Source organism: Idiomarina sp. ST10R2A5 (assembly GCF_051842325.1).
GTDB lineage: Bacteria > Pseudomonadota > Gammaproteobacteria > Enterobacterales > Alteromonadaceae > Idiomarina > Idiomarina abyssalis.
In genome coordinates this window covers 198,895-211,651 of sequence record NZ_JBNIEX010000005.1, presented here as the reverse complement: position 1 = coordinate 211,651, position 12,757 = coordinate 198,895, and the positions used below count along the sequence as shown (strand labels likewise).

At 45.4% G+C, this 12,757-nt stretch carries 12 protein-coding genes; 7 read left to right on the top strand and 5 right to left on the bottom strand.

Annotated features, from left to right (window positions below; all coding sequences use genetic code 11):
- Positions 1-245 precede the first annotated feature (245 nt).
- From ACP7FG_RS08740 to ACP7FG_RS08720, 5 genes are all read left to right on the top strand, one after another.
- Complete coding sequence (locus ACP7FG_RS08740; RefSeq protein ID WP_439226151.1) at positions 246-2,648, top strand: TonB-dependent receptor plug domain-containing protein; 2,403 nt, start codon at positions 246-248, stop codon at positions 2,646-2,648.
- A gap of 172 nt (positions 2,649-2,820) precedes the next feature.
- Positions 2,821-3,138: a hypothetical protein gene (locus ACP7FG_RS08735; RefSeq protein ID WP_439226150.1), complete on the top strand. Its 318-nt coding sequence runs from the start codon at positions 2,821-2,823 to the stop codon at positions 3,136-3,138.
- 44 nt (positions 3,139-3,182) lie between these two features.
- Positions 3,183-3,593: a copper chaperone PCu(A)C gene (locus tag ACP7FG_RS08730; RefSeq protein WP_224798145.1), complete on the top strand. Its 411-nt coding sequence runs from the start codon at positions 3,183-3,185 to the stop codon at positions 3,591-3,593.
- Between the two features lie 29 nt (positions 3,594-3,622).
- On the top strand, positions 3,623-4,309 hold the full coding sequence (locus ACP7FG_RS08725) for a TIGR04219 family outer membrane beta-barrel protein (RefSeq protein WP_199494271.1): 687 nt from the start codon (positions 3,623-3,625) through the stop codon (positions 4,307-4,309).
- A 93-nt stretch (positions 4,310-4,402) separates the two neighbouring features.
- Positions 4,403-6,616, top strand: a complete 2,214-nt coding sequence (locus tag ACP7FG_RS08720) for a bifunctional diguanylate cyclase/phosphodiesterase (RefSeq protein WP_439226149.1) — start codon at positions 4,403-4,405, stop codon at positions 6,614-6,616.
- Here the strand turns inward: ACP7FG_RS08720 and ACP7FG_RS08715 are convergent.
- The 5 genes from ACP7FG_RS08715 to ACP7FG_RS08695 all read right to left on the bottom strand — a co-directional run bounded on the left by ACP7FG_RS08715 (position 6,613) and on the right by ACP7FG_RS08695 (position 10,625).
- Complete coding sequence (locus tag ACP7FG_RS08715) at positions 6,613-7,086, bottom strand: DUF3299 domain-containing protein (protein WP_054489673.1); 474 nt, start codon at positions 7,084-7,086, stop codon at positions 6,613-6,615. The genes ACP7FG_RS08720 and ACP7FG_RS08715 overlap by 4 nt on opposite strands.
- Entirely contained in the window at positions 7,083-8,309 is a 1,227-nt protein-coding gene (locus ACP7FG_RS08710) for an ABC transporter permease (RefSeq protein ID WP_439226148.1), read from the bottom strand. Before ACP7FG_RS08710 ends, ACP7FG_RS08715 begins: the two co-directional genes overlap by 4 nt.
- Entirely contained in the window at positions 8,306-9,001 is a 696-nt protein-coding gene (locus ACP7FG_RS08705) for an ABC transporter ATP-binding protein (protein WP_439226154.1), read from the bottom strand. The genes ACP7FG_RS08710 and ACP7FG_RS08705 overlap by 4 nt, the downstream gene beginning before the upstream one ends.
- 27 nt (positions 9,002-9,028) lie before the next feature.
- Positions 9,029-9,559: an inorganic diphosphatase gene (gene ppa / locus ACP7FG_RS08700; protein ID WP_054489667.1), complete on the bottom strand. Its 531-nt coding sequence runs from the start codon at positions 9,557-9,559 to the stop codon at positions 9,029-9,031.
- An 82-nt stretch (positions 9,560-9,641) separates the two neighbouring features.
- Positions 9,642-10,625 carry a class 1 fructose-bisphosphatase gene (locus ACP7FG_RS08695; protein WP_054489665.1) on the bottom strand — a complete coding sequence of 328 codons (984 nt, stop codon included), beginning with the start codon at positions 10,623-10,625 and terminating at the stop codon, positions 9,642-9,644.
- 150 nt (positions 10,626-10,775) lie between these two features.
- Between ACP7FG_RS08695 and mpl the strand changes: the two genes are divergently transcribed.
- Positions 10,776-12,140, top strand: coding sequence for a UDP-N-acetylmuramate:L-alanyl-gamma-D-glutamyl-meso-diaminopimelate ligase (gene mpl, locus ACP7FG_RS08690; RefSeq protein ID WP_439226147.1), 1,365 nt, complete (start codon positions 10,776-10,778; stop codon positions 12,138-12,140).
- Positions 12,137-12,757 carry a flavin prenyltransferase UbiX gene (locus ACP7FG_RS08685; protein ID WP_439226146.1) on the top strand — a complete coding sequence of 207 codons (621 nt, stop codon included), beginning with the start codon at positions 12,137-12,139 and terminating at the stop codon, positions 12,755-12,757. The genes mpl and ACP7FG_RS08685 overlap by 4 nt, the downstream gene beginning before the upstream one ends.

Below are 12,757 nucleotides of genomic sequence, written 5' to 3'. Positions count from 1 at the left end.
GGTCCCTGGTAAAGCCAACGATTTGGCTTTACCCCGCTGAACAGGTTGAGCTCTGCGAAACCTTGTCCAGACTATTAATAAAACAGCCCTCAGCTTACGCTGGGGGCTGTTTTATGTCCGTCACAAAATACCTCGCTTCAGCATCACGCTATTATAACTTTTGCTTATATCTAAGGTTTTTCCAGACTGAACCAAATCACTGATCTCCTGCTATATTCATTGTATAACCATAGGGGGAGAGCAGTATGAAACGTTTTAATGCGATAACACTTGCGTTGGCAAGTTCATTCTTCATAGCGCCAATTGCGTCTGCGCAACAAGGCTCTGAAGCTGAGAGTGTGGAAGAAGTCATTCAGGTGGTGGGTTCCCGATTGTCCATGCGCACAGCGACAGATGGTTCGGCGCCGGTAGATATTATTAGTGGCGAAGATTTAGCTGCAACAGGTATTACGGAAACAGCAAAGGCGCTTCAATACGCCGTACCAAGTTTCAATTACCCTTCATCATCTGTTACTGACGGTACGGACGCCGTTCGACCAGCTTCATTAAGAGGGTTGTCACCTGATCATACGCTGGTACTTATTAACGGTAAGCGACGCCATAGCTCAGCTTTGGTGCATCTAAACGGCACCACCGGACGCGGCAGTTCGAATGTAGACTTAAATGCGATTCCTATTGCGGCAATTAAGCGCATTGAGGTTTTAAGAGACGGAGCGGCAGCCCTTTATGGTTCTGATGCCATAGCGGGTGTGATTAATATCGTATTAAAAGACAATGACAGTGGCGGCAGTGCAAACTTTCAGGCCGGCCAGACGCATAAAGGCGATGGTGAGCAATGGAAACTGTCTGCAAGCTCCGGCTTTTCTATAGGCGATGACGGCGCTTTTACGTTATCAGGAGAGCTGCATCACAAAAACAGAACAAATCGAGCTGGCAATGATCCGCGTCAACAATACCCTGAACTGCCAAGCGGTGGGCTTGATCCCCGCGAACAGACTTTTGATAGACAAAGCTTTCACGTCGGTGATGCGGAATATGAAAATGCAGCTTTGTTTGCCAATCTTGACATCGGCATAGGTGACGGAAACTTTTACGCTTTTGGTGGTATTAGCGATCGCACGTCAGAGTCTGGTGCCTTCTACCGTCGTGCATTACAAAGCAATACATTAACCGAAATTTACCCTGACGGATTCTTGCCAATTTTAGCTCCCGACGTAAATGATTATTCTGCTTATGCCGGATACGAATGGGCTGTGGCCGAGTGGACACTAGATTTCAGCGGTGGTTATGGTTTCAGCAAATTCCAGTACAACGTTGAAAACTCTTTGAACGCATCTTTGGGTCCTGACTTAACACCAACTTCTTTTGAAGCCGGAACACTGGAAAACAGTGAAGCGAACCTGACATTTGATGCTCAGCGCTTCATTCCTTTTGCCAATAACTCCGAGCTTTCTATTGCTATGGGTATTAGCTACCGTGAGAATTCTTATGAAGTCATTGCCGGCGATGAAGCCTCTTACATCAATGGTGGTTACCAGGATCGCCCAGGCGGAAGTCAGGGCTTCACAGGGTTCACGCCTGAGTCGGCGGTTGATGAATCGCGTGATAACCTTGGTGTATACGTAGAAGCTGAAAATCAACTCACTACTGACTTTATGTGGGGAGCAGCAATTCGTCATGAAGATTACTCAGACTTTGGTAACAACACGAGTTGGAAGCTCTCCGGAAGATACGATTTGACGGACAGAGTTGCGGTTCGCGGCGCCATTAATACAGGCTTCCGGGCACCGAGTGTTCAGCAACTTTACTTTACTAATATTTCTACGCTGTTTGTTGATCGTGGTGATGGCCTGGAGCCAGAGCAGTCAGGAACATTCAATAACATTAGCCCGGTGACTCAGGCTTTAGGAATTGGCGACTTGCAACCTGAGGAATCTGAAAGCGTGAGTCTGGGAATGGTCTGGAACGGTTATGATGGTCTTGCTATTACCGTCGATGCGTTCCAAATAGAAATTGAAGATCGCATTATTCTGTCAGGCGATGTTTCACCGGTTGATTCACCTGCGGTTGAAGAAGCTCTAGCGACAACATCCGCTGAAAACGCCCGGTTCTTTTTGAATGCTGTTGATACAACGACTAAGGGACTGGATATTGTTGCCAGTAAAACTTTTGGTGTCGGTGCTTATGGCGATCTGAAAGCACAGTTGGCGTATGGTTATAATAATACGGAAATAGACTCTATTAACTTACCACAATTGCTGGATGGTCTGGACGACGTTCTGTTTGATAGTGATGAGCAAATTAGAATGACCCGATCGACGCCTGATCATTCAGGATCAATAGGTTTAACGCATACGAAAGGGAAATGGACCAGTAATGTACAGTTTAGTTACTTTGGGAATTACTCTATAGGTTACACGAGTGGAACTGAAACCTACGGCCCAAATTGGATAACAGACGTTACTGTGAATTATCAATGGAACGATGAGTTAGCGCTACGAGTTGGAGCTCAGAACCTATTCAGTGAGTACCCTGATGAACGTGCAGAGGGAAATCAGTTTAATGGTATTTTTAAATACCCATTAACCAACTCGCCTATTGGTTTTAACGGTGGGTATTTTTACTCAGAAGTTGAGTATAAGTTCTAGCTTCTTGATAAAAACGAATATTAGTAAAAACCGCCAAATAGTGGCGGTTTTTTTATACCCGCTCTCCAGGTATATTTTTAACTAATTGAAAACATTAAATTAAATAGTTGGCATGGTAGTTGTAACTGTATCAATAAATCTTTTTAAATCGTTCGTTACTGAGGTCATGGTCATGTCAAATCGAAGCTTTGGTTGGTTATTGGTTCTATCTATTGTTGGGCTGCTATTTTTTGCAGAGGAAATATTTTCTGTTTTTGGAATGGCAATTGGATCTGTAATTGAAATATCGGTCTCATTATTGGTGAGCTTATTTTTTGTTGGTCTGGTATTTTTTATTGTTGCGACCGTATTTGGTAGCGCGCTTCTGGGTATTGGAGCAGCACTTGTTGCGCTGTTACTCAGTGGCATAGGCTTATTCTGGCCTCTTATACTTTGCGTTTTGGTTCTTTACTTTATTTTTCGTAAACCAAAGGTTTCTAGAACAGGCTAATCACGTGTACTATAAGCCCTTAGTTACATTAAGAGGCTAAGGCAATGCTAAAAATAATCGCAGCCGCGGCGTGCTGTCTACCTGTTCTGGCTTTTGCAGATTCTTTAACGGTTACCGATGCATGGGCTCGTGCCAGCATTCCGGGAACTGAAAACGGAGCCGCTTATGCAACCTTTAAAAACGCAGGGAATGAAACCGTAAAAATAACTCACATCAGCTCGGATGTTAGCCGCGTGGCAGAAATACACCGGCATGTTATGTCTGCTGATGTGATGAAAATGGAAGCGGTCGAATCCCTATCTCTTGATCCTAATGAAGTTATCAAGTTCCAGCCTGGTGGTTACCACTTTATGTTGTTTGGACTTAATGCGCCTTTAAAAGCAGAAGAGCGCTTTTCTCTGACGTTAAATTTTGAATCAGGCTCAAGCCAAGAAATAGAAATTTTAGTTAAATAACCAAAGCTTCAAATTTTATAGGAATGGATATGTACAAAAGAACCTTAGTGTTGGCAGTTGCATTAGCAGCTCCGGGTAGTGTATTAGCTGACACCGTTTTCGGTGTTTATGCCGGTGGTCAAATTTGGAATGCTGACAACGAAGGGCAATATGCCGTTGGTTCTAATTTGATAGAACCTAATTTCGAAAATGATAATCACAGCAGCTATTACATTGCACTTGAGCATCCAGTCCCATTAATTCCTAATATAAAAATCAGAGAAAACTCTATAGAAGTTAATGGTGGTTACGGAGAAAACGACTTTAGTCATAGAGATTACATTTTATACTACGAAATTTTCGATAATGATTTAGTGTCTTTCGATATTGGTATAAACGCAATGGACTTTGACGGTACTTTGCGGACCGAAATAAGTAATACCTTTGGTCGTCAGGATTTTTCTGTTGTCGTGCCAACAGCCTACGTTGCAGCAAGAGTGGGGGTGCCCGCTACCGACTGGACGTTCTTTGCTGATGCCAGTGCGCTTAGCGTGAAAGACAGTAAAGTTCAGGATGCTCAAATTGGTGTGGAATATCGTTTGGTAGAAAATTTAGCGGTCGATATAAATCTTAATGCGGGCTACCGTCATTCAGTTGTTGAACTGGATGATGTTGATGAAATTTATTCAGATGTCACCTTTAAAGGTCCATTTTTTGGGGTAGAAGTACATTTTTAATCGATTAATTAGACTATTCTAAGCTTGCAGGCCATCCGTTATATAAGCTAGATTGTTATATGTTTGTAATTTCTTATTAATGGATGGCCTCGGATGGTCAGTAGTCAAGACGAACCTCTATTTCTTAACGATGATGACGAAATAATTCAGTCGGAATACAGTAAAGGTTTTTGGAAAATCCTGATTGTCGATGATGATCAGGAAATTCATGCAGTGACTAAGATGGCTTTAGCCGATGTTGTTATTTGTGGCCGCCAGCTTGAGTTCCATCATGCTTATAGTGGAAATGAAGCGCTCGATCGCTTAGTCGAGCATGATGACATTGCGATGGTGCTGCTTGATGTCGTAATGGAAACCGATAACGCTGGCTTGAAAGTGGCACAAGCCATTAGAGAGCAACTTGGCAATGATGAGATTCGGATTGTTTTGCGTACTGGTCAACCGGGTTATGCGCCGGAAGAAAGTGTCGTAAAGAATTATGATATTAATGATTACAAAACTAAAACGGAATTAACCCGAAGCCGTTTATTAACGACTGTATTTTCCGCTGTCCGTTCCTATCAGCAACTCTGCACAATTAATGAAAACCGCCGTGGTTTGAGAAAAATTATTCATTCAGCGTCAAACCTGATGGAAAAGCATTCCATTGTGAATTTTTCTGAAGGTGTTGTTACGCAAATTGCTTCTTTGCTGGGATTGAGTGCAGAAGGCATTGTCGGTGCCAGAGCCCCCCATAAAGATAACGAAATTTTAGTGTTAGGAGCCGCAGGACACTTTGCAGACAGTATTAATAAGAGCTTATCAACGCTGAACTCAAGCGAAATTGAGAAAAGCGTCAGGCAGTGTCTGAATGAACAACGTCATATTCATACTGAGGATGCTACCGTTTTCTTCATTGATGGACAGGTGCATCAAGCCGCAGCCTATATAGAAACAAAAAACATTGTAGCGGAATACGATCAAGAGTTACTGGAAGTCTTCCTCGCTAATATCGCTGTTGGCTTTGAAAATGCCAACTTGTTTGAAGAGTTACAAACTGCCGCATACCTTGATCCGCTAACGGGTATTCCTAATCGGGCTGAGTTTACAAGAAACCTTCAGGCTTTGTCGGAGAAACCCGACAAAGATAAAATGGTCGCAGTTATCGATATTGACCACTTTTCTGACGTAAATGATGGCTTGGGTCAGGATGTAGGAAATTTGCTTCTTCGCTCAGTAGCTTTGCGTCTTACTGATCAACTCGGCAGTAATGTATTTGTTTCCCGTATTGCTGCCGATGTATTTGGCATTTTTGGTCCGACAGATATTGTCACTCCTAATGCTTTTAATGAGCTTTTTTCTTTACCTTTTAGAGCTGGCGAGCATTACATCCCACTGCGCGTTACCTGTGGCTTTGCATCGGGAGCTAACCCGGAAAGAGTTAATGGCAAAGGGCTATTGAAGCAAGTTTATATCGCCTTAAAAAATGCGAAGAATAACTCTTTTGACCGTTATAACTACTACCAACCCTCGATGGAGCAAGATACCCAACGCAGACTTCATCTGGTACGCCGATTACGTGCGGATTTTGCTAACAGAAAACTGGAAGTTTGGTATCAGCCCCAGGTGGAATTAACAACCCAAAAAGTCATAGGGGTGGAAGCGCTATTACGCTGGCCTCAAAGTGACGGCTCGTTTATTTCGCCGGCTGAATTTATTCCTCTTGCTGAATATTCTGGGCTTATTGTTGAAATTGGCTCCTGGGTTATTGAAGAGGCGTGCCGGCAAATAAATGCATTTGATGAAATTGGTCTGCCACAGTTAAGAGTTGCTGTTAACGTATCGGTACCTCAGTTTCGTAAACGCGACTTCCCCGAACTTGTTGAAAAACAAATTGAACAATGGGGAATTAATCCGGAACGAATTGAATTAGAAATTACTGAAAGTATCGTTATGGAAGATCCTGATCTGGTAGCTGATATTTTAAGACGATTAAAGCAGCAAGGTATAAAAGTTGCCATTGACGACTTCGGCGTTGGCTTTTCGTCGCTAAGCTATCTTCAGAAGCTGCCGCTTGACCGAATTAAGATAGATAAAACCTTTGTAAACAACTCCGATCAGGCGAGTGGACAAATCATCATCGAAACTATTGTCGATATGGCCGGTCGTTTGGGCTTGAATGTTTTAGCTGAAGGAATTGAAGAACAGAGTCAGCTCGATTACTTTTTAGGATTAGAATGCGCCGAGGGGCAAGGTTATTTCTTTGCCAAACCTATACCCGCGGATCAATTAATAAGCTTGCTGCAAAAGCAAATGAGTTACTCTTAGTTGTAAACTTCAACGCTATCGGCATCCATTTGATAGCCGACAACAGCAAGATCACCTTCTTTGCGTTCAACCTTTATGGTGCCTTCTATCCAGACGGCATCATAAGTGTTCTCATACGGAACACCTTCTTCATACTCAACATGGATAATTTGATTGGGAGGTGGTGGTGGCACATGAATGCAGGCACCAAAATAAGGAACCAACAGAAACTCAGTGACCTTATCAGCATCCCCTTCTAGTTGAACAACATACCCGGGAATACGGACTTTCTTTCCGTTCAGTGACTCGACTACCGGGGCGTCCAGGTTAGTCTGCCGATCTTCTTCAGGGTTAGCATCATAATATGATTGAGGCTTAACCGGAGGCGGTGTAAAACCTTCGGGAATTAAATCTTTCCAGCCAATTTTTTCCGCAGCCGCAAATGCGGGAAAAGTTAGCATTAATAATACAACCGCTAATAACTTCTTCATATTTTCACCGTAAGTCCGTCTGCAAGAGATTGGCGATAAGCTCGCCAGGCCGGAATTAAACTTAACATAAAGCCGACAATAATCACGAGTGCCATACGCCACCATTCACTAGCGCCAGGCCAGGTGGTGCTGAGTATTAGTCCTGTCTGAGACTGAATAACGCCGGCTAATGACCACTGCAGACCATATAGCAGAAGTAAGCCGGAAAAAGCACCAACTACAGTTAATAGCAGAGCCTCACTGAGCAACAGGCCGAATATGGTTCCAGGGCCAGCTCCAACTGCTCTTAGGACAGCCATTTCGCGTCGGCGTTCCCTTAAGCTGGCCAACATAATTGTCAGCATGCCCAATAAACCTATGAGTACAACCATTGCCGATATTGCTGTTAAAGCCTGCTCAAAGACGCGCAGCGTTTTCCATAGCTCCTGCAAGGTCATACCCGGTAAAAGAGCGGTTAAGGGCTCTTTCTCATAAGTATTTATCTGACGCTGCAAGCGCAAAGCCAGTGGTTTTGCCTTTAAGCCAAGCAGGGCCGCGCTGATGCTGTCTGCCGGGGCTTCATTGTGGTGATTGTGACCAGAATGCTCATGCTCACCGCTGTGAATCATTTCAAGGCTGTGTAATGTAACGAACACAGCCTGATCAACCGGAGTTCCTGTTCGTTGCAGGACACCAGTGACAATCAGCGGATGCTGGTCATGTTCGCTGAAGCTAATGCCACCGCTGCCATGAGCAATAATAATGTCGTCACCCATGCTTTTAGAGAGCTTCTCGGCGGCATCGGCTCCTAGTACGACTTCCTCATCTGAAGCAAAAGCACTACCTTGAGAAAACTCCAGAGCCTGCTTGTTGCCGTACTTAAAATGCTCAAAGTAGGCATTGGTTGTTGCGACAACGGGCAAGCCCTGAACGCTGTCACCTAATGACATGGGTATTGCCCAACTGACTTCGGGGCGTTCACGAATATCTTCAAAGCTTTCCCAGCTCATATTGTTGGTCATGCTGCCAATATGGAAGACTGAAGACAGCAGTAATTGTGTCTGCCCGGTTCGGGCGCCAATTATTAAGTCAGTGCCAGAAACCGTATTAGCAAAATGACTTTGCACCTGTTCGCGAACCCGTTCTACAGCTAGCAGTAAGGTAACGCTGACGGCAATAGCGATAACAGTCAGCAGAACACTCGCTCGCCTGTTCATTAAGCTTTTTATAGCCAGGCGGATCATGGTTGAGCTCCTGCCTGATTGAGCTCATTAAGCTCAACATGCTTATCAAAATAGGATGACAATGCAGCGTCATGAGTGACAAAAATAACAGTGGTGTTATTTTGGCTACTGAGCTCAAGCAACAATTGAATAAACGTATCCCGATGCTCGGCATCGAGTGCAGAGGTTGGTTCATCCGCTATAAGAAGCTTAGGGGCACCCAACAAGGCACGTGCCGCGGCAACACGTTGCTGCTGACCAACACTCAGAGTATGAGCCGGTTGCTCAATTTGTGCGGAATTTAACCCTAAGCGCTGCAGCATCTCAGTTGCTGTCGCTTCAGCAGAGCTGCCTTGTTCTGCGATACGTTGCCGCCTTTTTTTGGAAAATTGACAGGCGAGCAGCGCATTATCTAGAGCCGATAAATAGGGCAGCAAATTGAATTGCTGAAAAATATAGCCAATGTTGTCGGCACGATAACGGTCACGCTGTCTGCCGGACAAACTGGAAAAAGCGGTTTCAAATAGATTTAAAGAGCCACTTTGTGGGGTATTAATGCCGGCCAACAGCGATAGCAGTGTTGATTTACCACTACCGCTTGGGCCGCGCAGCAGCACCGTCTCACCTTGTTTTATCTGCCAGGCAGGAATATCCAGGATGGGCTGTTGTCCAGACCATGAAAAGAGTAACTTTTCTATGCTGACAGCATGCACTATGTCGGTGCTATGGTTCACTCTAAATTAAGATTTTTTTGCGCGCTCAAAAGAAGACACAATTTCTTCTTTTGCGGCAGCTGCGTCAGCCCAGCCGTCAACTTTAACCCACTTGCCTTTTTCAAGCTCTTTGTAACGCTCAAAGAAGTGAGTAATTTGTGCTTTAAGCAGCTCTGGCAAGTCATCAATGTCGTTGATGTGGTCGTATTCTTTGGTCAGTTTACTCACCGGAACAGCAATGACTTTTGCGTCTTCACCAGACTCGTCCGTCATTTTCAATACGCCAACTGGACGGCATTTGATGACAGAACCTGCCTGCAGAGGGTATGGAGTAGGTACTAACACATCAACCGGGTCGCCATCTAATGACAAGGTTTCGTTAACGAAACCGTAGTTCGCCGGATAGAACATGGGTGTCGACATAAAGCGGTCAACCCAAAGTGTACCAGTGTCTTTATCGACTTCGTATTTGATCGGGTCAGCGTTTGCCGGGATCTCGATAATAACGTTAACTTCTTCAGGCATATTGGCGCCTGCGGTGACGTTTCCTAAGCTCATAGTACTTCCTGCTGTATGTATAAAATAAAAGTTACTGCGCGATTATAACGGTTGGACCTTTTCACGCAATATCGATATCAGTCTAATAAGGTTTTGGGTGCTTACTGTGGTACTCCATACACATATCCACTTCGTTTGCGGACCCCATAACCACGGATACCCGTTGGTGAATATGTTCCGGCACAATCTCCATTAAACGACGATAACCGTCAGTCGCTTTACCGCCGGCTTTTTCAACCAGCATAGACATTGGTGCAACTTCATATAAAAGGCGCAGTTTAAAAGGTTTGTCGGGGTTACGGGCATCCCAGGGGTAAGTGAACAATCCGCCGCGTGAAATCACACGGTGTACGTCGGAGACCATAGCGGCGTTCCAGCGCATATTAAAATTCTTGCCGCGAGGACCTTCTTCACCGTCGAGTAAATCAGTAATATAGGCGCGAATAGGATCGGCCCAGTGACGGCGGTTCGACATATTAATCGCGAACTCTTTGGTGTCTTTCGGAATTTCTGCTTTTTCGTGGGTCAGTAAAAACTCACCAACGGTTTGATCCAGAGTGTAAATGCGCACTGCTTTGCCTGTGGTCATAACCAACATGGTCGCCGGTCCATACAAAACATAGCCTGCTGCTACCTGAGCTTTGCCGGGCTGCAAAAACATGTTCTCGCTGGTTTCTTCGCCTTCGGGCTTGCGCAGAATAGAAAAAATGGTACCAACACCACCATTTATATCGATGTTAGAACTGCCATCCAACGGGTCAAAGGCAACCAAATAGTGTCCTGAATTTGGGCTTTCGACAATGGAGTCTTCTTCTTCAGAAGCAATGGCATGTACGTTAGGTGATTCCAGCAACAGAGTTTTTAACAGTTGATTTGCAACAACATCGAGTTTTTTCTGTGTCTCGCCCTGAATGTTTTCATCCAGTGTTGAGCCTAATACACCGGCTAATGCGCCCTGGTGCAGACGGAAAGAGATTTCCTTGGCCGCAATTTGAATGGTGTTAATAACAGAGATAAGCGACTCGCTGGTTTGATCCGCTCTCAGTGTTGGTAATAAACGTTTCATGAAAGTTCCTGCAGCTCTGGTTGTTGGATGCTTACAAATGTATGTTCAGAGAGCGCAAATGATACCTTATTTTTTGGTAAAAATCCTGCTTGTCAGCGACGACGGTGGTACACTTTCGATATTTTTTAAACGAACGGGTTTGGATAACGCATGCACATTCATATCGTCGGGATTTGCGGTACTTTCATGGGGGGCGTCGCCGCTATAGCGCAGCAATTGGGACACCGTGTTACCGGGTCTGACGCTCAAGTCTATCCGCCTATGAGTACGCAACTGGAAAATCTCGGCATTGAATTAATGCAGGGGTATTCGCAGAACAACTTAAAGCCGCGCCCCGATATGGTGATTATTGGTAACGCGCTAAGCCGCGGTAACGATGAAGTAGAAGCAGTCCTACGCGAGCGCATTCCCTACGTTTCTGGTGCGCAGTGGCTGCACGATAATGTGTTGACTCAACGCTGGGTGCTGGCGGTTGCCGGCACTCATGGAAAAACCACGACAGCCAGTATGCTGAGCTGGGTTTTACAAGAGAACGGCTTTGAACCCGGTTTTATGATTGGTGGCGTACCGGGGAATTTCCCTGTGAGTGCACGCCTAACCGATTCCAACTTTTTTGTCATTGAAGCGGACGAGTACGATACGGCCTTCTTCGATAAGCGTTCTAAATTTGTTCATTACGCTCCGGATACTTTGATTCTGAATAACCTTGAGTTCGATCATGCGGATATCTTCCCTGACTTAGCTTCTATTCAGCGACAATTTGCGCATTTACTGCGGGTGGTTCCCGATACCGGACAGGTGATTTTACCCAGCGATGATGCCGCTCTGGAAGCGGTCATTGAGCAAGGTTGCTGGAGCCCGGTCGTACGTGTCGGAGAGCAAGGCGAATGGCAGGCTAAACTGCTTAAAGCTGATGGGACTGAGTTTGAAGTACATTATCAGGGCAAGTGTATCGCACGGGTTAACTGGAACATCCTGGGGACCCATAATGTAAATAACGCCATGATGGCTATTATTGCTGCAGCTCATGTTGGTATTAAAGCAGAGCAAAGCGCACAGGCTCTTGCCTTATTTAAAAGCCCGAAACGGCGCATGGAGTTATTGGGTGAATACGGCGGTATAAAGGTTTTTGATGATTTTGCCCATCACCCCAGTGCAATCAAAACAACCGTATCTGGCTTGCGACAGCATCAACCAAAGAGCCGCATTATTGCCGTACTGGAGCCCAGATCAAATACCATGAAAATGGGGGTTCACAGCGATACTCTGGCTGATTCGTTAGCCGATGCCGACGACATATTTGTACTGCAGCCAGAAGGGCTGAAGTGGCGCTTAGCTGAAAAAATGCCGAATGCTCATGTGTTTGAATCTACAGATGATTTGCTGGCAGGGTTGTTGACTGAAGCGCATGCGGGGGACTCTGTACTGATTATGAGTAACGGCAGTTTCGATGGCTTGCATCAACGCTTTCTTAAAGCGCTGCAAGAACTGGATGACACAGGAGCCGAGTCATGAAAAACGACAATAGAATCACTGTTGCGATAACCGGTGCCTCGGGTGCCCCTTATGTCCTGCGTTTGCTACAATGCCTGCTTGATCAAGATCAACAGGTACTGTTGTTGATCTCAAGTGCCGCGCGAGTAGTGCTGGCCACAGAGCAGAATATGCAAATTCCGGCAGCCCCTGAGAAAGCAGCGGCTATGCTGTGTGAGCACTTTTCGGTAGATGCTGAAAAGCTCAAAGTCTACGGCAAAGAAGAGTGGTTTTCGCCGGTCGCATCTGGTTCAGCGGCACCGGCTAAAATGGTGGTTTGTCCCTGTTCAACCAGTACTTTGTCAGCCATTGCCCATGGCAGTAGCAATACGCTGATCGAGCGAGCTGCCGATGTCGTAATGAAAGAGCGCGGGCAACTTATTTTGGTGCCGAGAGAGTCGCCGCTTTCAACTATTCATTTACAGAATATGCTGCAACTCAGTCAGCAGGGCGTGACCATAATGCCGGCAGCGCCTGGCTTTTATCATCAACCCGAAAGTATTGATGATTTAATTGATTTTATGGTGGCCAGAATTTTAGACCACCTGGGCCTTGAGCAGCGTTTAGTTAGCCGCTGGGGCTATGGAAAGGAGTCATAA